The organism is Paraburkholderia sp. GV068 (assembly GCF_003058125.1).
GTDB lineage: Bacteria > Pseudomonadota > Gammaproteobacteria > Burkholderiales > Burkholderiaceae > Paraburkholderia > Paraburkholderia graminis.
In genome coordinates this window covers 119,749-143,449 of the sequence record NZ_QBUB01000005.1, presented here as the reverse complement: position 1 = coordinate 143,449, position 23,701 = coordinate 119,749, and the positions used below count along the sequence as shown (strand labels likewise).

Sequence of the window (23,701 nt, the reverse complement as noted above, 5' to 3'; positions counted from 1 at the left end):
CCGTGCAGGCTCGCCGATTGCGGAATTCGGGTGCGGCAACGCCGCGGGGCCGCCCGGGATCGGGCCGCCCATGATGGACGAAAGCGGGCGGAACCAGGTAGGTAGCCGGTGGGTCGCACCCCGAACCTTAGCGCCACTTGTGACGGCGCGTGAGCAGGGGCGCCGCGAGGCGGCTAAAAAGTTATAATTTAGCGGATTTTGGCCGACTTCCGCAATGCACCAGGCGTAACGGGAGCCTTTTGGGCCCTTTCCTGTCCCACCTCGTGTAGAACCGCCCTGCTCGCGCCTCGCGCGATCAGGCCTTCAACACGCATGATGTCTCGCGACGACTTCGGAAAACGAATTTGAAATTACATCAGGATTCCAGCGGCGCCCTCAATACCGTCACCGGTTACGGCGCCGGCTATGTCGAAATCAATCTGGTGCGTCACGCGGGCAGCCTTCTCGTGCTGCCGGACGCGCCTGTCATCCCCTGGCCGGTTACGTCTTTCGAGCAGTTGAGCGCCGAGCTCTTCGCGATGCTGGTCGAGCCCGCGCCCGAGGTCGTGATATTCGGCAGCGGCGAGCGGCTGCGCTTTCCGCATCCGCGCCTGACGGCGGCGCTCACCGCGAGGCGCATCGGCGTCGAAACCATGGACTTCAAGGCCGCCTGCCGCACGTACAACATTCTGATGGCCGAGGGCCGCAAGGTTGCGGCCGCGCTGCTGATCGAAGGCTAGCGCGGCAGCCGACGCGCCTCCCGCGCGCGCCCAGGCTCGCTCTCGCCGCGTCACGCCCGATCACGTACACTGCGCGCCATCCGCGCGAGGCCGGCTGCGTGCCGCCATCTCCGAATAACAACGCGGCGCCGCGCGAGCGGCGTCGCCAGAAAGGTTTGAATCCATGAACGATACGCCGTCGAGGCTACCGCTCAACCGCACCGCCATCCTGCTGCTGGTGCTCGCCCTTGCCGTCATCTGGTTCGTGCCGCTCGGCTGGCGCCATCTGCTGCCGAGCGACGAAGGCCGCTACGCCGAAATGGCCCGCGAGATGTTCGTCACCGGCGACTGGATCACGCCGCGCTACAACGGCTACAAGTACTTCGAAAAGCCGCCGCTGCAAACCTGGGCGAACGCGCTGACGTTCGCGTGGTTCGGCATCGGCGAATGGCAGGCGCGGCTCTATACGGCGCTGACCGGCTTTGCCGGCGTGCTGCTGATCGGCTACACCGGCGCGCGCGTGTTCAATGCGGCGACCGGCGTGTTCGCCGCGCTCGTGCTGGCGACCTCGCCGTACTGGAACCTGATGGGCCACTTCAACACGCTCGACATGGGCCTGTCGTTCTGGATGGAGCTCACGCTTTGCGCGTTGCTGCTCGCGCAGCGCCCCAACCTCAAGACTTCGTGCGAGCGCGGCTGGATGTGGCTGTGCTGGGGCTCGATGGCGCTCGCGGTGCTGTCCAAGGGTCTCGTCGGCGTGATTCTGCCGGGCGCGGTGCTGGTGCTTTACACGCTGATCGCGCGCGACTGGGCGGTGTGGAAGCGTCTGCATCTGATCGGCGGCCTGATCGTGTTCTTCGCGATCGTCACGCCGTGGTTCGTGCTGGTGCAGCAGCGCAATCCGGAATTCCTCAATTTCTTTTTCATCGTCCAGCAGTTCAAGCGCTATCTGACGCCTGAGCAGAACCGCCCCGGAGCGTTCTATTACTTTGTGCCGGTGCTGATTATCGGTTTCCTGCCGTGGCTTTCGGTGACGGTGCAAAGCGTGCGTCACGCGTGGCGTCTGCCGCGTCAGCCGAACGGCTTCGCGCCCGTCACGATGATGCTCGTCTGGATCGGCTTCATCTTCCTGTTCTTCAGCGCGTCGCACTCCAAGCTGCTGTCGTACACGCTGCCGATCGCGCCGGCCATCGCGCTGCTGATCGGCATGTATCTGCCGCTCGTCACGCGCGAGCAGTTGCGCCGCCATCTGACCGGCTATGTGCTGTTTCTCGTAGTCGCCGCGTTTGCCTCGCTGTTCCTGCCGCGCTTCGGCAGCGCGCGCAATCCGGCCGAGCTGTATGCCGAGTACCGCACGTGGGTGCTCGCGGCGCTCGCCGTTGCCTTCGTGCTGACGCTCGCCGCGCTGTGGCTGAATCGCCGTGGCCGCGCGAGCAGTCTCGGCGCCATCGCCAGTTTCGGCGCGGCATGGCTGCTGCTCGGCACGATCGCCGGCACGGGCCACGACGTGTTCGGCCGCCTCAGTTCCGGCGCGCCGCTCGCGCCCGCGATCAAGGCGCAAATGGCGAAACTGCCTGCCGACACGCCGTTTTACTCGGTCGGCGTGCTGGATCACACGCTGCCGTTCTACATCGGCCATACGATGACGATGGTCGAGCATCCCGACGAACTGGCGTTCGGCGTTTCGGTGGAACCGCAGAAATGGCTGCCTTCGGTGCAGGCATGGGTCGAGCGCTGGAAGGCCGACCGCTACGCGCTCGCGCTCATTCCGCCGTCCACCTACGACACGCTTCTCAAGCAGGGCCTGCCGATGCAGGTCATCGCGCGCGATTCGCGCCGCGTCGTCGTGATGAAGCCGCTCGCGGCGGGCGCGGCGGCCGCGGCGCTGGAAAAACCGCAGCAGTGACCCCATATCAGGACCTGAACATTCGATGAATCCGATTTCCCTCTTTTGCATTCTTGCCGGCGTCACGTTGAACGCCGGTGCGCAGTTGTTGCTCAAAGCCGGTACGAATGCCGTTGGACACTTCGAATTCACCCGTGCGAACATCCTGCCGATCGCCTTTCGACTTGCGACGCAGCCGCCGATCATCGGCGGGCTGGCGTGCTATGTGATCAGCGTCGTGGTGTGGATCGTCGGGCTGTCGCGCGTGGACGTGTCGATCGCGTATCCGATGCTGTCGCTCGGCTACATCGTCAATGCGTTCGCCGCGTGGTATCTGTTCGGCGAAGTGCTGTCGGTGCACAAGCTCGTCGGCATCGGCGTGATTCTGGTCGGCGTGGTGATACTTGCGCGCAGCTAGGCGCGTCGCGTAGAACGCCGTGGCAAACGCCGCGGCAAACGCCGGGGTAAAGACAGCGTAAGCCGGCATCCATGCCGGCCAAGCAAAATGTAAGGTTCATCGCGGTATGCTCCGCGGTTGCACCCTTTTTCGGCCTTGGCCTCGAATCGCGCGCAGTGTGTTTCCACAGCGCCGTTCGGGCCCCGGCCTCATTGATCGAGCGAAGCATTCATGACCCAGTCAACCGTTGCGTCTCTGCCCTTCCTGCCGTTCGTCAAACCGGAAATCGACGAAGAAACGATTCAGGGCGTAGCCGATGTGCTGCGCTCCGGCTGGATCACCACGGGCCCGCAAAACCAGAAATTCGAGGCGGCGCTCTCCGAATTCTGCGGCGGCCGTCCGGTGCGCACGTTCAATTCCGGCACGGCGACGCTGGAAATCGGTCTGCGCATTGCAGACGTCGGCGAAGGCGACGAAGTGATCACGACGCCTGCCTCGTGGGTGTCGACGAGCAACGTGATCTACGAAGTCGGCGCGACGCCGGTATTCGCCGACATCGACCCGGTCACGCGCAACATCGACCTCGACAAGCTCGAGCAGGCGATCACGCCGCGCACCAAGGCGCTGATCCCCGTCTATCTGTCCGGCCTGCCCGTCGACATGGACCGCCTGTACGCGATCGCTCGCGCGCACAAGCTGCGCGTGGTCGAAGACGCCGCGCAGGCGTTCGGCTCGACATGGAACGGCAAGCGCATCGGCGCGATCGGCGACATGGTCTCGTTCAGCTTTCACGCGAACAAGAACCTCACGTCGATCGAAGGCGGCGCGCTCGTGCTGAACAATGAGGACGAAGCCGTGCTCGCGCAAAAGTACCGCCTGCAAGGCATCACGCGCACGGGTTTCGACGGCATGGACTGCGACGTGCTCGGTGGCAAGTACAACCTGACGGACGTCGCCGCGCGCGTCGGCCTCGGTCAATTGCCGCATCTGGAACGCTTTCTCGCGCAGCGCAGGAAACTCGCGCGCGCGTATTTCGCCGGCTTCGAGGGCGGCGCGGCGCAGAAGCTCGGCGTCGGCCTGCCGTTCGCCGACTTCGAGAACAGCAACTGGCACATGTTCCAGATCACGCTGCCGCTCGACAAGCTTTCCATCGACCGCGCGGGTTTCATGAGTCAATTGAAAGACCGCGGCATCGGCTCCGGCGTGCACTATCCTGCGATTCACCTGTTCACGCTGTATCGCGCGCGCGGCTTTACGGAAGGCATGTTCCCGCACGCCGAGCGTTTCGGCGCGACGAACGTCACCCTACCGCTCTTCACGCTGATGAACGAAGGCGACGTGCAGCGCGTCTGCCGCGCAGTCAATGAAATTTGCGAACAATACGGAAAATAAGCGGAAATGATTTATACGGAACAACGCGCCGTCACACCGGAAGTGTCGATCATCATTCCGGTGTACAACGAGGAAGCCGGGCTGGGCGCGCTCTTCGCGCGGCTCTATCCGGCGCTCGACGCGCTCGGCACGTCGTATGAAGTGATCTTCATCAACGACGGCAGCCGCGACAAATCCCCCGCGCTGCTCGCCGAGCAGTTCCGCGCGCGCCCCGACACGACCCGCGTGATCCTGCTGAACGGCAACTACGGGCAGCACATGGCGATTCTCGCGGGCTTCGAGCAGTCGCGCGGCGAGATCGTCATCACGCTCGACGCCGATCTGCAAAATCCGCCGGAAGAAATCGGCAAGCTCGTCTCGAAGATGCGCGAAGGCTTCGACTACGTCGGCACGATTCGCCTGCAACGCCAGGACAGCTTGTGGCGCCGCAAGGCTTCGCGCGCGATGAACCGTCTGCGCGAGCGCATCACGCGCATCAAGATGACCGACCAGGGCTGCATGCTGCGCGCGTACAGCCGGCACATCATCGACACGATCAATCGCTGCGGCGAAATCAACACGTTCATTCCGGCGCTCGCGTACACCTTCGCGCAGAATCCGGTCGAGATCGAAGTGGCGCACGAAGAGCGCTTCGCGGGCGAATCCAAGTACTCGCTGTATTCGCTGATCCGCCTGAATTTCGACCTCGTGACCGGCTTCTCGGTCGTGCCGCTGCAGTGGCTGTCGTTCATCGGCGTCATCCTGTCGCTCGGCTCCGCGGCGCTGTTCGTGCTGCTGCTGATTCGCCGCTTCATCATCGGCGCGGAAGTTCAGGGCGTGTTCACGCTGTTCGCCATTACGTTCTTCCTGCTCGGCGTGATCATCTTCGCGCTCGGGCTGCTCGGCGAGTACATCGGGCGGATTTATCAGCAGGTGCGCGCGCGTCCGCGTTATCTGGTGCAGACCATTCTCGAAGAGCGCAACGGCACGGCGGTGGCCGACATGCCGCGTCAAACCGTCGTGCAGGCTGTTCAACCGGCGCCGATTGTCGACCAGCGCGACCAGCGCGATCACCGCGACCAGGGCCCGAACCGATGAAACCGCGCGCCGTCGTATTCGCGTATCACAACGTCGGCGTGCGCTGCCTGCAGGTGCTGCTCGCGCGCGGCGTGGACGTGGCGCTCGTCGTCACTCACGAAGACAGTCCGACCGAGAACATCTGGTTTGGCAGCGTCGCGAGCGTGGCGGCCGAGCACGGCATTCCCGTCGTGACGCCCGCCGATCCGAAAAGCCCGGAACTGCGCGCGGCGGTGAGCGCGGCGCGGCCGGACTTTATCTTCTCGTTCTACTACCGCCATATGTTGCCGGTCGACGTGCTCGCGCTCGCCGCGCGCGGCGCCTACAACATGCACGGCTCGCTGCTGCCAAAGTACCGCGGCCGCGTGCCGACCAACTGGGCGGTGCTGCACGGCGAAACCGAAACCGGCGCGACGCTGCACGAAATGGCCGCCAAGCCGGACGCGGGCGCGATCGTCGCGCAAACGCCGGTGCCGATCCTGCCCGACGACACCGCCGCGCAAGTGTTCGACAAGGTCACCGTGGCCGCCGAGCAGACGCTGTGGCGCGTGCTGCCGGCGCTGCTGGCGGGCGAGGCGCCGCATCTGCCGAACGATCTGTCGCACGGCAGCTACTACGGCGGGCGCAAGCCGGAAGACGGCCGCATCGACTGGAGCCAGCCGGCGCAACAGGTCTACAACCTGATTCGCGCGGTCGCGCCGCCCTATCCCGGCGCGTTTACCGACGTCGGCGGCCGGCGTTTTGTTGTTGCGCGCGCACGCCTCGCGACACCCGGCGCGCTTCGCCCGGATTTGCCGCCGGGCCTGCACGTAAGCGATAATGCCGTTTTCGCGATATGCGGCGACGGTCGCGCGATCGCCATCCACGAATTGCGGCATCAGCACGACGGCACCGAAACTGTCGTCACTCCGGCCGAATTCGCCCAGCTCATTCAAACTCCCCGACCTTTATGAAGAAAGTCCTGATCCTGGGTGTGAACGGCTTTATCGGCCATCACCTGTCCAAACGCATTCTCGAAACGACCGATTGGGAAGTCTTCGGGATGGACATGCAGACCGAACGTCTGGGCGATCTCATCAATCATGAGCGGATGCACTTCTTCGAAGGCGACATCACGATCAACAAGGAGTGGGTCGAATATCACGTCAAGAAGTGCGATGTGATTCTGCCGCTGGTCGCGATCGCGACGCCCGCCACTTACGTGAAGCAGCCGCTGCGCGTGTTCGAACTCGACTTCGAGGCGAACCTGCCCATCGTGCGTTCGGCGGTCAAGTACGGCAAGCACCTCGTGTTTCCGTCGACGTCCGAGGTCTACGGCATGTGCACGGACGAGCAGTTCGATCCGGAAGAATCGCAACTGTCGTACGGCCCGATCAACAAGCCGCGCTGGATCTACGCGTGCTCGAAGCAGTTGATGGACCGCGTGATCTGGGGCTACGGCATGGAGGGCCTGAACTTCACGCTGTTCCGTCCGTTCAACTGGATCGGCCCGGGCCTCGACTCGATCTACACGCCGAAGGAAGGCAGCTCGCGCGTGGTCACGCAGTTCCTCGGCCACATCGTGCGCGGCGAGAACATCAGCCTCGTCGACGGCGGCGCGCAAAAACGCGCGTTCACGGATATCGACGACGGCATCGGCGCGCTGATGAAGATCATCGACAACAAGAACGGCGTCGCGACGGGCAAGATCTACAACATCGGCAATCCGACCAACAACTTCTCGGTGCGCGAACTCGCGCACAAGATGCTGACGTTGGCCGCGGAATTCCCTGAGTACGCAGAGACCGCGAAAAAAGTGCAACTGGTCGAGACGTCGTCGGGCGCGTACTACGGCGCGGGCTATCAGGACGTGCAAAACCGCGTGCCGAAGATCGACAACACGATGCAGGAACTCGGCTGGGCGCCGAAGTCGACCTTCGACGAAGCGCTGCGCAAGATTTTCGAAGCGTATCGCGGCCACGTCGCCGAAGCACGCGCGCTCGTCGAACAGCAATAAGGGCTGATCCTTGGCCCGTATCGTCCTGAAGATCGACGTCGACACGCTGCGCGGCACACGCGAAGGCGTGCCGAACCTCGCGCGTATTTTCGATCGCTTCAAGGCGCGCGCCACCTTCCTCTTTAGCCTCGGGCCCGACCACACCGGTTGGGCGATGCGCCGCGTGCTGCGGCCGGGCTTTCTGAAGAAGGTGTCGCGCACGTCGGTGGTCGAGCACTACGGCATCAGGCAACTGATGTACGGCGTGCTGCTGCCGGGGCCGGATATCGGCGTGAAGGCGTCGGCGGAGATGCGCGCGATTCACGAAGCCGGTTTCGAATGCGGCATTCACACGTGGGACCACGTCTATTGGCAGGACAACGTGCGCTCGAAAGATCGCGGATGGACCGCGGCGCAAATGCAGCAAAGCCATGATCGTTTCGTCGATATTTTCGGCGCGCCGCCGCTCACGCATGGCGCAGCCGGCTGGCAGATGAACGGCCACGCGTTCGAGCAGATCGACGCGTGGGGCATGCACTACGCGTCCGACGGCCGCGGGCATTCGCCGTATCTGCCGGTCGTCGACGGCAAGACGCTTGCGCATGTGCAGATGCCGACCACGTTGCCCACGCTCGACGAAGTGCTCGGCGTGAACGGCGTCGACGAACACAACGTGGCCGCGTTCATGCTGAAGCACACGGAAAACAATCCGCACGATCAGGTCTTCACGCTGCACGCGGAACTCGAAGGGCAAAAGCTCGCGCCGATCTTCGAACAGTTGCTGAACGGCTGGCGCGCGCAAGGCCATACGTTTGCGACCATGGGCGACTATTACGCGGCGCTGGACCGCGGCGCGCTGCCATCGTACCCTGTTACGTGGGGCGAAATTCCAGGGCGCTCCGGCGAGTTGATCGTCCAGCCGTGACGGGTCGGTCGGCGCGCTTCCAGTCGACGCAGCCTTCGTTGCCATCCGGTTGCTGTTCGATTAAGGCCGGCAGACTGCCCTTATGCCCAGCCGCCACGCGAGACTATGCGCGCACCGGTAGCCCCTCCCCCAAAAAGTTTCGATGCCAGGCCCGCGCCGCCATAACGCGCACGCCGACCATAACAACCGGAGAACCTCGTGTCCATCGCAGTCGATAAACCCATCCCCGACTTCACCGCTGCCGCTACCGGAGGCGAGATCACGCTGTCCGGCCTGCGGGGTAAGAAGGTGGTGCTGTACTTTTATCCGAAGGACAACACGCCGGGCTGCACGACCGAAGGTCTGCAGTTTCGCGATCTGTATCCGAAGTTCAAGAAAGCCGGCGCCGAAATTCTGGGCGTCTCGCGCGACAGCCTGCGCTCGCATGACAATTTCAAGGCGAAGCTCGAATTGCCCTTCCCCTTGATCTCGGACCCCGAAGAAAAACTGTGCGCGCTCTTCGGCGTCATCAAAATGAAGAAAATGTATGGCAAAGAAGTGCGGGGAATCGAGCGCTCCACGTTCCTCATCGACGCTGACGGCGTGCTGCAGCAGGAGTGGCGCGGCGTGAAGGTGCCGGGCCATGTCGACGAAATTCTGGAGGCTGTACAAGCGCTTTGAGGCGCGTTATATTGGGTTGCAATGAGTGCCTGTCCACCCCAAATTTTTCGTCGCTGCGCAAGACTTGACGGTCATATCGCCGTCGTCGCCCTCATCGGGACTGGCGGAGTCGTCAGGCGCAACGCGAACACCGTAGGCGAGCCGCTTGCCCCGTACGACGGGGCGGCGGCTTTTTTAATTGCGCGCAGCCGTTCGTTCATTCGGCCACGCGTTTCCGTTAAGGAGCCGATCGAAGACCAGGCGAACCGGCATCTCTAGACCGAATGCGCGCCTCCGGGCGCAAACTGCGTGCGCAACATCGGCACCGGCAGAATGCGACAGGCGGCGCACGATATGCGACCCGATAATTTCGAGGGAAACCATGCCTTTGCCTACCCCCCCGAGCAAGCTCGGCAATCTCCTGCCCCCTGACGAATACAAGGCCAAGGCCGCCACGCCGGCGCGCTCCGCCGCGAAGAAACAGGCCGAGGGAGAATCCGCGGAGCCGGCCGACTACGGCCGCGCGAATGTCGCCACGCCCATGGCGCACGCCGCCAATGCCGCGACCACCTTGCGGCCGGTGCCGGCATCGTCGGCTGCCGCCACCGCGTCCGCCGCAGGCGAGGCCGCGCAGTCACGCGGCGCGTCGGGCTCCGGGCGCAAGACCCGGCAAACCGCCGCGCTGCTGCAGCCGGTTCCCGCAGCGCGTCCGCAGGCCGAGCCCGCTGTCGAGCCGTCCGCCGAACCGCAGCCGGCCATCGCGCGCAAGCCAGGCGCGAAGCAACCCGCCGCCAGCGCGCCCACTGTCGCGCCAACCGCGCGCGGCACGAGCAAAAAACGCGGCACGGACGCACAGTTGGTCGAGATGCAAAAGCTCTTCGTGCTCGACACCAACGTGCTGATGCACGATCCAAGCTGCCTGTTCCGTTTCGAGGAGCACGACGTCTATCTGCCGATGATGACGTTGGAGGAACTCGACAACCACAAGAAAGGCATGTCGGAAGTCGCGCGCAACGCCCGTCAGGTGAGCCGCACGCTCGACGCGCTGGTGGCGAACGCGGGCAACATGTCCGACGGCATTTCGCTCGCGCGGCTCGGCAGCCGCGAGGCTTCCGGGCGCCTCTACTTCCAGACGAAGCTGACGGCGATCGAACCGGTCGAGGGCTTGCCGGAAGGCAAGGCCGACAATCAGATTCTCGGCGTGGTGCGCGCGTTGCAGCGCGACCGGTCGGATCGCCAGGTCGTGCTGGTGTCGAAAGACATCAACATGCGCATCAAGGCGCATGCGCTCGGCTTGCCCGCTGAAGACTACTTCAACGACCAGGTGCTCGAGGACAGCGATCTGCTGTATTCGGGCATCCGCGCGCTGCCGCAGGACTTCTGGACCCGCCATGCGAAGGGCATGGAGAGCTGGCAGGACACCAAGACCGGCACCACGTATTACCGCGTGACCGGGCCGCTGTGTCCGTCGATGCTCGTCAACGAGTTCGTGTATCTCGAGCCGCAGAACGGCGAGCCGGCGTTCCATGCGCTCGTTCGCGAGCTCAACGGCAAGACGGCGCTGCTGCAAACGCTGCGCGACTACGGCCATCACAAGAACAACGTGTGGGGCATCACCGCGCGCAACCGCGAGCAGAATTTCGCGCTGAACCTGTTGATGAATCCGGAGATCGACTTCGTCACGCTGCTCGGCCAGGCCGGCACCGGCAAGACGCTGGTGGCGCTCGCAGCGGGGCTCGCGCAGGTGCTCGACGACAAGCGCTACAACGAGATCATCGTGACGCGCGCGACCGTGCCCGTCGGCGAGGACATCGGCTTCCTGCCCGGCACTGAAGAGGAAAAGATGCAGCCGTGGATGGGTGCATTCGACGACAACCTCGAAGTGCTGCAGAAAACCGACGACGCCGCGGGCGAATGGGGCCGCGCCGCGACCCAGGAACTGATCCGTTCGCGCCTGAAGATCAAGAGCATGAACTTCATGCGTGGCCGGACGTTCGTGGACAAGTATCTGATCATCGACGAGGCGCAAAACCTGACACCCAAGCAGATGAAGACGCTGGTCACGCGCGCCGGGCCGGGCACGAAGATCATTTGCCTCGGCAATATCGCGCAGATCGACACGCCTTATCTGACGGAAGGCAGTTCGGGTCTGACGTACGTGGTCGACCGTTTCAAGGGTTGGGCGCACAGCGGGCACGTGACGCTGGCGCGCGGCGAGCGTTCGCGCCTCGCCGACTACGCATCGGAAATCCTTTAAAGATCAACCGGCTGGCCGTCAGGCCGGTTACCGCTCAAGCCGCGCCCCGCTTTCCCGGGGCGCGGTTTTTTTATGGCTGCGGCGTCTTTGGCAGGCAACACTTAGCGTGTGAACTTCAAGTAATTTGTCAAGAATTCTTGCCGGTTGCGCGTTTCACCGGCTACCATCCGGACATCGTCCGCCTTTAAACGAGCGTTTACCGCCTTCCCTTTCATGCGCCGACTCGCCCTCTCGCTACTGACCGTCGTGCTGCTCGCCGCGTGTGCCGGCGCGCCGCAGAAGACGTCGTCGCGCGCGGGAAGCTCCGTCGTCGTCGCAAACGGGGCGTATCGGCCGCCGCCGCCGGGCTTTCCGAACTTCGTGGACCACAGCATCGGCCGCGAGGAAATCTCCATTCAGGCGATGAGCCTCGTCGGCGTGCCCTACCGCTGGGGCGGCAACACGCCCGATAGCGGCTTCGATTGCAGCGGCCTGGTTCGCTACGTGGTCGCGCGCGCGGCTTCGGTGAATTTGCCGCGCACGACCGCGGATATGAGCGGACGCGGCGAATCGGTCGAACCCGACGAGATAGCGCCGGGCGATCTGATCTTCTTCAACACGACTGGGCGCCCGCACTCGCATGTGGGCATCTACGTGGGCAAGCTGCGCTTCGTGAATGCGCCGTCGACGGGCGGCACGGTGCGGCTCGACTACCTGACCAATCCGTACTGGGCAAAGCGCTTCGACGGCATCCGCCGTATGGCCGGACCGGCCGCCAAGCCGGCGCCGTTCGACGCGCCGAGCTATCAGGCTGCGGCGCCGCAGCCTGAGCGCTCCGCTGCGACTGGCTACGGCAGCGATCAAGGCGGTGCCCGCGCGAGCGCCGCGAATACGCCGTCTGTGACGGCGAAGACGGGTTCGGACTACGCCGCCGATGCTGGACTTTCGCAAACCACCACGGCTCGGGTTACCGGACAACCGCGAGTGACATCGAACGCGACTGGCGATTCGGCCGCGCTCTCGACGGTCTCAACGGCAGCGACCCGCGCGCCGCAAGCCGATCCGTTCGAGCCGCCGCCGCCCGCGATGACCGCAGCGCAATTGCAGGCCCGCGCGGCCGGCGCCGTCTCGCCGACGCCGGTCGCGTCGACGCGGGCAAGCGGCTATGGCAGCGACAGCGGCAGCAGTGGAACGCCCGTTCAAGCGCAATCGACAGCCACAGCGCGCGCGATGCCGCAGACGGCAAACGCCGCTACACCGGACGCCATCGATGCAGCCGCCGACGCTTTCGAACCGCCGCCACCGGCTTCGATCGCCGCCCGCCAGGCGCGCCTCGCACAGCAGACTGAACAAACGGGGCAAGCCCAGCGCGCAGGTGAAGCACAGGCGGATGACGGCGCCGTGCAAATCATGCGCGCCTCGACGGCCTCGCGACCCACACCCGCTCCTTCGCAGACCAACGACGACCCGATCGCCCGTTTCGCCAACGGCAAGTTCTAGCGAAAGCGGCGACCCCAGCACGCGCCAACGCGCGCGCCCTTATACATGCTGGTTAGTTGCCTGGAGCACAAAGCATCCGCCATCTGCAATGCGGTCAATCTGCTTCGCAATGCTGATAAATACGCGAACTAAACGCGCACACATTGTCCCAGCGATGAATCGGATTCGTCCGATCGGCACGTCCAGAAACACCGCGCGCAGCCTGGCTCGGTCAGCACGCGGACGCCGCCGATCTGCTATCGTCATCGGTATTCTTCCGAAGCGGGTGACGACAATGGATCTCGGGCTGAAAGAAAAAGTGGTCTTGATCACGGGTGGCAGCAAGGGCATTGGCTTTGCGTGTGCCCGCGCGTTCGCGATCGAAGGTGCGAAGGTCGCGATCGTTTCGCGCGATCCCGCCAACCTGGCGCGCGCCTACGAGCAGCTGAAACAGGAAGGCTTGCACGTGCATCGCACGCGCGCCGATCTGCACGAACCGCACAGCGCCGCGGACATCGTCGAGGAAGTGACTACCGCCGTCGGCCCGATCGATGTGCTGGTCAACAGCGCCGGCGCGGCGCGCCGCTACGACCCCGAAACGCTCGATGCGGACGCGTTTCGCGCCACGATGGAAGCCAAGTATTTCCCGTACATCTACCCGCAACAGGAAGTGCTGCGCCGGATGGCGGAGCGCGCGAAAAGAGGCGATGGCGGCGACCCGGGGACGATCGTGAATATCATCGGCATGGGCGGCAAGATCGCGAGCGACATCCATATTGCCGGCGGCGCCGCAAATGCCGCGCTGATGCTCGCCACGGTCGGCCTCGCCCACTACTACGCGCGTTACGGCATCCGGATCAACGCGATCAATCCGGGCGCGACGCTGACCGAGCGCGTCGAGGAAGCAGTCCAGTTGGAAGCGACGCAGCAAGGCATCGGGAGCGCGGAGGCGCTGGCGCGCGGACAGGCGAAGGTGCCGCTCGGGCGCTATGCAAAACCGGAGGAAATCGCGGACGTCGCGCTATTTCTGGCGAGCCGCCGCGCGAGTTATGTGACGGGCGCGATCGTGCCGATGGATGGCGCGAGCGCGCCGTTGATATGAGGTGAGGCGTTGAGCCTGGGCGTTGGGCTTGGCCCGTTCATCCGCCCGCGGCGGTAGAGCCGTTGACCTGCACCGCTGCCACGCTGTGTTACGCCTACCGTGTTACGCCTACCGGGCGGACGACCACAGCGTCCCCCGCCGGCAGGCCGTGAAACTTACAGGAAATGGTGGCCGAGCCACCATGCGACGGCGGCGAGCGCCGCCGAAGCCGGGATCGTCAGAATCCAGGCCCACACGATGTTGCCGGCCACGCCCCAGCGCACCGCGCTCAGCTTCTGCGTCGCGCCGACGCCGACGATCGCGCCGGTGATCGTATGCGTGGTGGACACCGGAATACCGAGCCACGAGGCGGTGAACAGAGTAATCGCCCCGCCCGATTCCGCGCAAAAACCGCCAACCGGCTTCAGCTTCGTGATCTTCTGCCCCATGGTGCGGACGATTCGCCAGCCGCCGAACAACGTTCCAACACCCATCGACAGATAGCAGCCGCCGATCACCCACAACGGCGGCGCATCGGCGAGCGACGACGCATAGCCCGTCGCGATCAGCAGCATCCAGATAATGCCGATGGTTTTTTGCGCGTCATTGCCGCCGTGCCCAAGACTGTACAAACCGGCGGATACCAGTTGCAGGCGGCGGAAGCGCCGGTCGACCTTGCTGGGTGGCGTGCGGAAATAGATCCACGACACGGCCAGCATGAAGAACGAGCCGAGCACGAAGCCGAGCAGCGGCGAGACGAGAATAAACGTCACGGTCTTCATGAGCCCGTCGAAATTCAGCGAGCCCCAGCCGGACTTGGCGAGCGCCGAGCCCACGAGCCCGCCGATCAGCGCGTGCGACGAACTCGACGGAATGCCGTAGTGCCACGTGATGACGTTCCACCCGATCGCGCCGACGAGCGCGCCGAAAATCACGTAGTGATCGACGATGGCCGGGTCGATCGTGCCCTTGCCGACCGTCGCGGCGACTTTCAGGTGGAACACGAAATACGCGATGACGTTGAACGCCGCGGCGAACGCGACCGCCTGCTGCGGCTTCAGCACGCCGGTCGACACGACGGTGGCGATCGAATTCGCCGCGTCGTGAAAGCCGTTCATGAAGTCGAAAATCAGCGCGACGGCGACCAGGGCGGCGACCACCCAGATAGCGAGTTGTATCGATTGCATTATGCGTTTTCCAGCACGATGCCTTCAATGATGTTCGCTACGTCTTCACACTTGTCGGTGATCGTTTCGAGCAATTCGTAAATCGCCTTCAGCTTGATAAGCGTCTTGACGTTGTCCTCTTCGCGAAAGAGTTTCGACATGGCCGCGCGCAGCACGCGGTCCGCTTCGGATTCGAGCCGGTCGATTTCCTCGCACGCCTTCAGAATCTGGCTTGCCTGCTTCATGTCCGACAACAGTCTCACCGCGAACTGCACGCGCTCGGACGTCGCCGTGCAGATGTGCGCGAGCTGGCTCGCCTCGGAGGTGACGGACTGCACGTCGTAAAGGGAAATAGCGGTGGCGACGTCTTCCATCAGATCGAGGATGTCGTCCATCGTGGTGATGAGCTTGTGGATTTCGTCGCGGTCGAGCGGCGTGATGAACGTCTTGTGCAGCAGGTCGATGGTTTCGTGCGTGAGCTTGTCGGCAGCCTTTTCGGCCTTTTGCACGTTTTGCTTGTGGGTTTCCGCGTCCTGCAGATTGTCGATCAGCAGTTCGAGTTCGCGGCTCGCCGAGACGATGCACTCTGCATGCGCGTTGAAAATATCAAAAAACTTGCCCTCGGTGGGCATGAATCGACCGAACATTGGGATCCCGAAAATTGGTCACATAATGGCTGACATAAAACCGCCATATTGTACCGTTGCAGGATCGATGTCGCACTTTGCAAAGCGCGGTTACAACAGCGCCATTGCTTCGGCGCTGCTTTTGGTCGCGGCTTTCGTGCTACGTCATCGATTCGCGGCTGCTCGCCGCTTTATTTGCCGTGCTACTCACCACGCTACTCGCCGTAAAAATTCTGCGCGCCGGCAAAGTTGTCGAACTTCGTGAATTGGCCGTGGAACGTGAGCCGAACCGGCCCGATCGGACCATTCCGCTGCTTGCCGATAATGATTTCCGCCGTGCCTTTGTCAGGGCTGTCGGGGTTATACACTTCGTCGCGGTAAATGAAGAGGATCACGTCGGCGTCCTGTTCGATAGCGCCCGATTCGCGCAAGTCGGACATGATCGGCCGCTTGTTCGGACGCTGTTCGAGGCCGCGATTGAGCTGGGACAAAGCAATTACCGGTACGTCGAGTTCTTTCGCGAGACTCTTGAGCGAACGCGAAATCTCCGAGATTTCGGTCGCGCGGTTTTCGCCGGACGACGACCCGCTCATCAGCTGCAAATAGTCGATGATGATGAGCCCTAGCTTGCCGCACTGGCGTGAAAGCCGCCGCGCGCGCGAGCGCAGTTCCATCGGATTCAGACCGCCGGTTTCGTCGATGAAAATCTGCGCCTCGCTCATTTTCTGCACGGCGTGCGTGAGCTTCGGCCAGTCCTCGTCGGTCAGGCGGCCGGTTCGCATGCGGTGCTGGTCGAGCCGGCCGACCGAGCCGAGCATACGCATGGTGAGCTGGGAGCCTGGCATTTCCATCGAGAACACGGCGACCGGCAAGCCGTATTCGACCGCGACGTATTCGCCGATATTCATCGAAAACGCCGTCTTACCCATCGACGGACGCCCTGCGACGATGATCAGCTCGCCGCCGTGCATGCCCGACGTCATGCGGTCAAGGTCGACGAAGCCCGTCGGCGTGCCCGTCACATCGCTCGGATTGGCCGTGTGGTAAAGCGTATCGATGCGCTCCACCACTTCGGTGAGCAGCGGCCCGATTTCGAGAAAGCCCTGGGTGCCGCGCGCGCCGTCTTCGGCGATCGAAAACACCTTCGACTCCGCTTCGTCCAGCAGTTGCCGGACTTCCTTGCCTTGCGGATTGAACGCGTCTGCCGAGATTTCATCGGCAACCGAAACCAGCCGGCGCAGCACCGCGCGATCGCGCACGATCTCGGCGTAGCGCCGGATATTCGCCGCGCTCGGCGTGTTTTGCGCAAGCGCATTCAGATAGGCAAGCCCGCCGACCTCTTCCGCCTTACCCGAGGTGCCGAGCGCTTCGTACACGGTAATCACGTCGGCCGGACGCGTGGCCGCGATCAGCTTGCCGATGTGCTCGAAGATGATGCGGTGGTCGTAGCGGTAGAAATCGCTTTGCGACAGAAAGTCGGCGATGCGGTCCCACGCGGCGTTATCCAGCAGCAAGCCGCCCAGCACCGATTGCTCGGCCTCGATCGAATGCGGCGGGACTTTCAGCGACTCGAGTTGGGGATCTTTGGACGGTGCGTTCATGGAGAGGGATTATCGTGGAAATGAGGCGACCGCGGCCAGCAGGAAATCAATTTGACGCGCACAAAAAAACAGGGGCCGGTTGCCCGGCCCCTGCCTTTAGCCAGCAACTTCCTGGCCGATACTATCGGATGCTCGACGCAGCCGGTTTAAACGTGCTCGCCCAGCACCGACACCGTCACGTCCACAACCACGTCGGTGTGCAGCGAAACCTGGATCGGGTGGTCGCCCACCAGCTTCAGCGGGCCTTCCGGCAGACGCACTTGCGCCTTTTCCACTGCGAAGCCTTGCTTGCCCAGCGCTTCAGCGATGTCAGCGTTCGTCACCGAGCCGAACAGACGGCCGTCGACGCCGGCCTTCTGGCCGATCTGAACCGTCGAGCCAGCCAGCTTTTCGCCTTGAGCTTGAGCAGCAGCCAGCTTTTCAGCGGCGATCTTTTCGAGTTCGGCGCGGCGGACTTCGAATTCAGCCAGCGCTTCTTTCGTTGCACGGCGAGCCTGCTTGTTCGGGATCAGGAAGTTACGTGCGTAACCGTCCTTGACCTTCACGATGTCGCCCAGGTTGCCCAGATTGACGACTTTTTCCAGAAGAATGATTTGCATTCGGATGCTCCTTATCGCGTCGTCGGGTTAGGCCTTGTGCTGGTCGGTGTACGGCACGAGCGCGAGGAAACGCGCGCGCTTGATTGCCGTATCCAGCTGGCGTTGATAGTGCGACTTCGTACCCGTGAGACGCGCCGGCGTGATCTTGCCGTTTTCGCCGATGAAGTCCTTCAGCGTTTCGATGTCCTTGTAGTCGATGTACTCGACGCCAGCGGCCGTGAAACGGCAGAACTTCTTGCGCTTGAAGAGCGGATTTTGTTGCTGACGACGCTTGTCGAATTTCTTACCAGTCGGGCGGGGCATGTTCAGTCCTTTCCAATGTCCTGCAATGCTGTGATGTGAAATACCAGAGTTCTCGCGTTGCGGTGCTTTTTAGCCAGGAAGCCTGTGAAGAGCGTTTCGACGCCCATCGGACAGCTTTCCAGCTTACCGCTCGCCTCGCCTGCGGCTACTGCCTGCATGGTCAGTTCGACTTGCCGGGCAATCCCGGCTTCGACGACTTCGGTGCGGTGCTGCAACGTGCAGCCTGCAATCGGAACGCCGGCGGGTGTGTACCGCACCGGTTCGCGTTCGACGACGCTGGCCGTAAGTTGCAGCCGGTTCATGTAGCCTTTGGCAAGAGCGGCGCGCTGTGCTCTGGTAGCTTAAATTGGGTGTCTTAAGCCTGCGCTTCGGACGGTTGCGTAGCAGCCGACTTCTTGGCTTCTTCGCGCTGCACTTCCTTCATCATCGGCGACGGGCCGGTTTCGGCCTTCTTCATCTTGACGATGAGGTGACGCAGAACTGCGTCGTTGAACTTGAACGCGTGTTCCAGCTCGTCGAGCGTGGTCTGGTCGCATTCGATGTTCATGCAGACGTAGTGAGCCTTCGCGAGTTTCTCGATCATGTAGGCCAGTTGGCGACGGCCCCAGTCTTCGATACGGTGGATCTGGCCACCGTGCGAGGTGATCGTGCTCTTGTAACGCTCGATCATGGCGGGCACCTGCTCGCTCTGATCGGGATGCACGATAAAGACGATTTCATAATGACGCATACACACTCCTTGTGCTGACTTATGGATAGAAGCCACCCGGGCGTCGAACCGGTGTGGCAAGTGAGAAGCCGAAGATTGTAGCCCGATTGGGGCCGGGTTGCAAGGCATCGAACCGCGCCAGCACGCGGTTCGGGCGTGTTTTCAGGCATTTAGCGAACGCGCCCCGGTGCGGGCGCCGGCTTGCCGCGCCGGCTCAACCGCTCTCGGTGCGCGCGCTGCCGGCCGCGAGGCGCGCCTTGAGCGCCGTTTCCAGACCGCTCAGCGCCTCGGGCGCAGCGTCCGTGATCGCCCACCAGGTCATGCCCTCGGCGTCCCAGTGCGCGAGCGAATAGCCTTCGCGGGCAAGCGCCGCCGGCGCGCCGCCGTCCGTGCCGCCCGTCTGCGGGAACACGTAGACGTCGATCACGTGCTTGCGGTAACGGTAGACCAGCACGGCGACCCGTCGATGCGCGAGGTAATCGAGCCGCCCGCCTTCCAGCGCGAACCCGCTCGCCGCGAGGTCCTCGACCGGCGGCGAATAATCCAGCCGGCCGTTGAACCAGGGCTTGACGGTATGCCGGTCCGTCGAAATCACGTCGATGTCGCGGCCCGACACCTGCGCACGCACATGGCTCGCCACGAGTTCGTCGGCGAACGGCGCGAAGTCGGCGGGACGGCGCAGGTTGAGCGTCACTGTGACGGCCAGCGCGCCGAAGGCGACGACGAGCGGCACCAACCAGCCGGACGCGAGCGGCGCTGCCACGCCACGAGGCGCCGCCGGACGGCTCCCCCCGCCCAATGCGCCCTGCCCGCCCTCGGCGGAACGCCCGCCGAACCATCTGTCGATCCGATCGCGCAAACCATCGCCTAGCCTGCGCGGCCGCTCGCCGCCCAACGGCTGCGGTGCCGGCGCGCGCCCCGCCTGCTCCGCCTCAGCGCCCGCACCCCGCGCTCCAGCGTCTTCCGCCGCGCTTTGCGTCTCCGGCAAGCCCGCAAGAATGCGCGAGCGCAACGACTGCGGCGCGCGATGATAAGGCGCCGTGCGCAGCGCGTGGCTCATCGTCCGGAGGCTCTCGCTTTCGCGCCGGCAGGCCTCGCAGCTCTCGATATGCTGCTGGACGCGCCGTGCATCCGGCGCGGGCAATTCGCGATCGGCGTTCGCATCGAGGAGCGGCCGCGCTTCGTTACAGTCCATCTGGCGTCTCCTGAGCGTTGCCGGCGGACGCGCCGCCGCGGTTGTTGAGCGATCTGCCGTTGGCCACGGCCCGAAGCGGCGTCACCGACGCGCTCGGCGCGCCCGCCGCATCGCGCGGCTCGCCGAGGAGCGCCGCGAGCTTGCGCCGCCCGCGTGCGAGCCGCGACATCACAGTGCCGATCGGCACATCGGCGACCTGAGCGATCTCGCGATAACCCATCTCTTCCAGTTCACGCAGAATCAGCACCTCGCGATACTCGACGGGCAGCAGCGCGAGCGCCTCGTGCACGCGCTTCGCGTCCTCGTCGCGGATCAGGAGCGCCTGTGGATCGGCGCCGCCCGCGCTCCACCCCTCGAACGTGGCGTCGTCCATCGTGTCGTCGAACTCCACTGTTTCATGCGACGACGCGCGCCGCCGCCACTCCGTGTACCAGGTGCGGCGCACGATCGCGAGCAGCCACGGCCGCGCCGAATCGCCGCGGAACGTGTCGAAAAAGCGGAACGCGCGCATGAAGGCTTCCTGCACGACGTCGTCGGCATCGTTCGGATTGCCGCACAGCCAGCGCGCGAGGTTGTACGCGGCGTCGAGATGCGGCAGCGCGAGCTGCTGGAAACGGCGGCTGCGCGCGGCATCGGTCTCGCCGTTCGCGCGGGCAGCGTCTGAATCGGCGTCTGAATCGGCGTCTGAATCGATCTGGACCACCTCGGCCCTCCAGGGCATGTGCGGCTATGCGGTGCGGTTCGTCGTCAAGCTTCACATCGCATAACCGGCCATGCGCCGAGTTTATTCCCGCCGCGGCGCGCCGCTGACAAAAAACCGCGGCAGAACCCGAAACAGCGCTAATACGCGGGCCGGTTCCAGTAGTCCTCGCTCGCGTAAATCTCCTTCAGATAATCGATGAAATAGCGCACCTTGGCCGGCACGTAGCGCTGCTGCGGGTAGACCGCGAGGATGTCGTAGTCGGGCAGCGCGAATTCGTCGAGCACCGTTTCGAGTTCACCGCGCGCGAGCTGCTGCTGGATTTCCCACGTGGAACGCCAGCCGAGGCCGAGCCCTTCGGACACCCAGCGGTGCAGCAGTTCGCCGTCGTTGCAGTCGAGCGTGCCGCCCACGCGCACCGTGACGAGCTTGCCGTTGCGGCGGAAATACCAGCCGCGGTTCTGCCCGCCTTGCAGATTGAACGCGAGGCAGTTGTGGCGCGGCAGATCTTCGAGCGTTTTCGGCTTGCCGTGCTGGCGGAAATACTCGGGCGTGCCGCAGACCACGCGCCGGTTCGACGCCAGTTTCACCGCGACGAAGTTCGGGTCGACCGCGCCGCCGATGCGAATCGACAGGTCGTAACCCTCGCGCACCAGGTCCACCACACGGTCGGTCAGGTTGAACGACACCTGCAATTCGGGCTTGTCGGCGACAAACGCGGGCGCGAGCGGCGCGACATGCTTGCGGCCGAACGCGGCCGGCGCCGACACGATCAGGTGGCCGTTCACCGCCCGCCGCCCCGCGCTCAGTTCGTTTTCCGCCTGATCCCACTCGGTCAGAAGACCGCGGCAGCGCTCGAGAAACGCGGCGCCGTCTTCGCTGACGACGAGCCGCCGCGTCGAGCGGTACATCAGCTTCACGCCGAGGCGCTTTTCGAGCGCGTCGATGCGCCGCCCGAGAATCACCGGCGACACGCCCTCTTCCAGCGCGGCGGCCGCGAGGCTGCCTGCGTCCGCGACACGCACAAACGTTTCGATCTGCTTGAAGCGGTCCATGTCTGTCTCCTCACGCTTTTTTGCCCGCGTCGCCCGCCCTCCGGCATTCCATACTTTTTGTTTCGAAATAAGCGACGCGGACTGATCTTATCAAACCTTTAGGTCGAGCCTAAAGTGCGTTCAACAGCCTTAATCGCCATTTCCCAGGACATTCAGGAGACATTCATGGCCAAGATGAGAGCCGTCGACGCCGCCGTGCTGGTGCTCGAAAAAGAAGGTATCGACACCGCGTTCGGCGTGCCGGGCGCCGCCATCAACCCGTTCTACTCGGCGATGCGCAAGGCCGGCAACATCAGCCACGTGCTCGCGCGTCACGTCGAGGGCGCGTCGCACATGGCCGAAGGCTATACGCGGGCGCAGCCCGGCAACATCGGCGTGTGTATCGGCACGTCGGGTCCCGCGGGCACCGACATGATCACCGGTCTCTACTCCGCCCAGGCCGACTCGATTCCTATTCTGGCCATCACGGGCCAGGCGCCGCGCGCGCGTCTCTACAAGGAAGACTTCCAGGCCGTCGACATCGAGTCGATCGCCAAGCCCGTCACCAAGTGGGCGGTGACGGTGCGCGAGCCGGCGCTCGTGCCGCGCGTGTTCCAGCAGGCGTTCCATCTGATGCGCTCGGGCCGCCCCGGTCCGGTGCTGGTCGATCTGCCGATCGACGTGCAGCTCGCCGAAATCGAATTCGATATCGACACCTACGAACCGCTGCCGGTCTACAAGCCGAAGGCGACGCGCAAGCAGATCGAGGCCGCGCTCACGCTGCTCAACGATTCCGAGAAGCCGCTGATCGTCTCCGGCGGCGGCGTGCTGAACGCAGCCGCCGAGGACCTGCTCGTGAAGTTCGCGGAAACCGTCGGCGTGCCGGTGATCCCGACGCTGATGTCGTGGGGCGCGATTCCCGACGACCATCCGCTGATGGCCGGCATGGTCGGTCTGCAGACCTCGCACCGCTACGGCAACGCGACGATGCTCGCGTCCGACTTCGTGCTCGGCATCGGCAACCGCTGGGCGAACCGTCACACGGGCAGCATCGATGTCTACACGAAGGGCCGCAAGTTCGTGCACGTCGATATCGAGCCGACGCAAATCGGCCGCGTGTTCGGTCCGGACCTCGGCATCGTGTCGGATGCGAAGGCGGCGCTCGAACTGTTCGTCGAAGTGGCCAGCGAATGGAAGGCCGCGGGCAAGCTGAAGGACCGCAGCGCGTGGGTCGCCGATTGCCAGCAGCGCAAGCAGACCATGCATCGCAAGACGCACTTCGACAACGTGCCGATGAAGCCGCAGCGCGTCTACGAAGAGATGAACCAGGTGTTCGGCCGCGACACCTGCTACGTGAGCACGATCGGTCTCTCGCAGATCGCCGGCGCACAATTCCTGCACGTCTACAAGGCGCGCAACTGGATCAACTGCGGCCAGGCGGGCCCGCTCGGTTGGACGATTCCGGCCGCCCTCGGCGTGCGCGCAGCCGATCCGCAACGGCCGATCGTCGCGCTCTCCGGCGACTACGACTTCCAGTTCATGATCGAAGAACTCGCCGCCGGCGCGCAGTTCAAGCTGCCGTACGTGCATGTGGTCGTGAACAACTCGTACCTCGGCCTGATCCGCCAGGCGCAGCGCGCGTTCGACATGGACTTCTGCGTGCAGCTCGGCTTCGAGAACATCAACTCGCCGGAAATGAACGGCTACGGCGTGGATCACGTCGCGGTGGCCGAAGGTCTCGGCTGCAAGGCGATTCGCGTGTTCAAGCCGGAGGAGCTCAAGCCGGCGCTGCAAAAAGCGCAGTCGATGCTCTCCGAGTTCAACGTGCCGGTCATCGTCGAAGTGATTCTCGAGCGCGTGACCAATATTTCGATGGGCGCCGAGATCGACGCGATCAACGAGTTCGAGGAACTGGCCACGACGCGCGAGGACGCGCCCACCGCAATCAGCATCGCCGACTGACATCGCAAGACATCACCGGTTCGATCATGCAGGCGCGATGCGC

23 protein-coding genes are annotated in these 23,701 nt (G+C 64.0%); 13 read left to right on the top strand and 10 right to left on the bottom strand.

Translation table 11 applies throughout. The features are described 5' to 3' along the window. Positions 1 to 344 precede the first annotated feature (344 nt). The 12 genes from C8K18_RS12800 to C8K18_RS12745 all read left to right on the top strand — a co-directional run bounded on the left by C8K18_RS12800 (position 345) and on the right by C8K18_RS12745 (position 13,784). Entirely contained in the window at positions 345 to 719 is a 375-nt protein-coding gene (locus C8K18_RS12800; protein ID WP_107707685.1) for an Mth938-like domain-containing protein, read from the top strand. A gap of 163 nt (positions 720 to 882) precedes the next feature. Then, positions 883 to 2,604: a glycosyltransferase family 39 protein gene (locus C8K18_RS12795; protein WP_107707684.1), complete on the top strand. Its 1,722-nt coding sequence runs from the start codon at positions 883 to 885 to the stop codon at positions 2,602 to 2,604. A 25-nt stretch (positions 2,605 to 2,629) separates the two neighbouring features. Further along, complete coding sequence (locus C8K18_RS12790; RefSeq protein ID WP_006048839.1) at positions 2,630 to 3,001, top strand: SMR family transporter; 372 nt, start codon at positions 2,630 to 2,632, stop codon at positions 2,999 to 3,001. 210 nt (positions 3,002 to 3,211) lie between these two features. Then, positions 3,212 to 4,372, top strand: a complete 1,161-nt coding sequence (locus tag C8K18_RS12785) for a DegT/DnrJ/EryC1/StrS aminotransferase family protein (protein ID WP_107707683.1) — start codon at positions 3,212 to 3,214, stop codon at positions 4,370 to 4,372. A 6-nt stretch (positions 4,373 to 4,378) separates the two neighbouring features. Next, positions 4,379 to 5,449 (top strand): glycosyltransferase, encoded by a 1,071-nt coding sequence (locus tag C8K18_RS12780; RefSeq protein ID WP_053858011.1) that lies wholly within the window; start codon positions 4,379 to 4,381, stop codon positions 5,447 to 5,449. Further along, a complete protein-coding gene (locus tag C8K18_RS12775; protein ID WP_006048836.1) occupies positions 5,446 to 6,381 on the top strand; it encodes a formyltransferase in 936 nt (311 codons plus the stop codon). The genes C8K18_RS12780 and C8K18_RS12775 overlap by 4 nt, the downstream gene beginning before the upstream one ends. Beyond that, entirely contained in the window at positions 6,378 to 7,424 is a 1,047-nt protein-coding gene (locus C8K18_RS12770; RefSeq protein ID WP_006048835.1) for a bifunctional UDP-4-keto-pentose/UDP-xylose synthase, read from the top strand. The genes C8K18_RS12775 and C8K18_RS12770 overlap by 4 nt, the downstream gene beginning before the upstream one ends. 10 nt (positions 7,425 to 7,434) lie before the next feature. Next, complete coding sequence (locus C8K18_RS12765; protein WP_107707682.1) at positions 7,435 to 8,328, top strand: polysaccharide deacetylase family protein; 894 nt, start codon at positions 7,435 to 7,437, stop codon at positions 8,326 to 8,328. Positions 8,329 to 8,526: 198 nt separating this feature from the next. Further along, a complete protein-coding gene (locus C8K18_RS12760; RefSeq protein WP_107707681.1) occupies positions 8,527 to 8,988 on the top strand; it encodes a peroxiredoxin in 462 nt (153 codons plus the stop codon). A 361-nt stretch (positions 8,989 to 9,349) separates the two neighbouring features. After that, a complete protein-coding gene (locus tag C8K18_RS12755; RefSeq protein ID WP_107707680.1) occupies positions 9,350 to 11,224 on the top strand; it encodes a PhoH family protein in 1,875 nt (624 codons plus the stop codon). A gap of 213 nt (positions 11,225 to 11,437) precedes the next feature. Beyond that, a complete protein-coding gene (locus C8K18_RS12750) occupies positions 11,438 to 12,703 on the top strand; it encodes a C40 family peptidase (protein WP_107707679.1) in 1,266 nt (421 codons plus the stop codon). A 274-nt stretch (positions 12,704 to 12,977) separates the two neighbouring features. Further along, the gene (locus tag C8K18_RS12745) at positions 12,978 to 13,784 is read left to right on the top strand and encodes an SDR family oxidoreductase (RefSeq protein WP_006048830.1); all 807 of its coding nucleotides are present in this window, start codon (positions 12,978 to 12,980) and stop codon (positions 13,782 to 13,784) included. 155 nt (positions 13,785 to 13,939) lie between these two features. Here C8K18_RS12745 and C8K18_RS12740 read toward each other — a convergent pair whose 3' ends face one another. From C8K18_RS12740 to C8K18_RS12695, 10 genes are all read right to left on the bottom strand, one after another. Further along, positions 13,940 to 14,950 carry an inorganic phosphate transporter gene (locus C8K18_RS12740; RefSeq protein ID WP_006048829.1) on the bottom strand — a complete coding sequence of 337 codons (1,011 nt, stop codon included), beginning with the start codon at positions 14,948 to 14,950 and terminating at the stop codon, positions 13,940 to 13,942. After that, positions 14,950 to 15,576, bottom strand: a complete 627-nt coding sequence (locus C8K18_RS12735; protein WP_006048828.1) for a DUF47 domain-containing protein — start codon at positions 15,574 to 15,576, stop codon at positions 14,950 to 14,952. The genes C8K18_RS12740 and C8K18_RS12735 overlap by 1 nt, the downstream gene beginning before the upstream one ends. 194 nt (positions 15,577 to 15,770) lie before the next feature. Beyond that, positions 15,771 to 17,156 carry a replicative DNA helicase gene (locus C8K18_RS12730; protein WP_006048827.1) on the bottom strand — a complete coding sequence of 462 codons (1,386 nt, stop codon included), beginning with the start codon at positions 17,154 to 17,156 and terminating at the stop codon, positions 15,771 to 15,773. Between the two features lie 146 nt (positions 17,157 to 17,302). Continuing rightward, a complete protein-coding gene (rplI, locus tag C8K18_RS12725; protein ID WP_006048826.1) occupies positions 17,303 to 17,755 on the bottom strand; it encodes a 50S ribosomal protein L9 in 453 nt (150 codons plus the stop codon). 27 nt (positions 17,756 to 17,782) lie between these two features. Continuing rightward, positions 17,783 to 18,058 (bottom strand): 30S ribosomal protein S18, encoded by a 276-nt coding sequence (rpsR, locus tag C8K18_RS12720; protein ID WP_006048825.1) that lies wholly within the window; start codon positions 18,056 to 18,058, stop codon positions 17,783 to 17,785. Between the two features lie 2 nt (positions 18,059 to 18,060). Next, positions 18,061 to 18,360 (bottom strand): primosomal replication protein N, encoded by a 300-nt coding sequence (gene priB, locus C8K18_RS12715; protein WP_006048824.1) that lies wholly within the window; start codon positions 18,358 to 18,360, stop codon positions 18,061 to 18,063. 53 nt (positions 18,361 to 18,413) lie between these two features. Then, a complete protein-coding gene (rpsF, locus tag C8K18_RS12710) occupies positions 18,414 to 18,788 on the bottom strand; it encodes a 30S ribosomal protein S6 (RefSeq protein WP_006048823.1) in 375 nt (124 codons plus the stop codon). Between the two features lie 193 nt (positions 18,789 to 18,981). After that, positions 18,982 to 19,962, bottom strand: a complete 981-nt coding sequence (locus C8K18_RS12705; protein ID WP_107707678.1) for an anti-sigma factor — start codon at positions 19,960 to 19,962, stop codon at positions 18,982 to 18,984. Then, positions 19,952 to 20,665 carry an RNA polymerase sigma factor gene (locus C8K18_RS12700; protein ID WP_374710193.1) on the bottom strand — a complete coding sequence of 238 codons (714 nt, stop codon included), beginning with the start codon at positions 20,663 to 20,665 and terminating at the stop codon, positions 19,952 to 19,954. Before C8K18_RS12700 ends, C8K18_RS12705 begins: the two co-directional genes overlap by 11 nt. Before the next feature lie 137 nt (positions 20,666 to 20,802). After that, positions 20,803 to 21,717, bottom strand: coding sequence for a LysR family transcriptional regulator (locus C8K18_RS12695; protein WP_107707676.1), 915 nt, complete (start codon positions 21,715 to 21,717; stop codon positions 20,803 to 20,805). Positions 21,718 to 21,882: 165 nt separating this feature from the next. Here C8K18_RS12695 and gcl point away from each other — a divergent pair, with 165 nt between their 5' ends. Continuing rightward, complete coding sequence (gcl, locus tag C8K18_RS12690) at positions 21,883 to 23,658, top strand: glyoxylate carboligase (RefSeq protein WP_006048819.1); 1,776 nt, start codon at positions 21,883 to 21,885, stop codon at positions 23,656 to 23,658. Positions 23,659 to 23,701 lie beyond the last annotated feature (43 nt).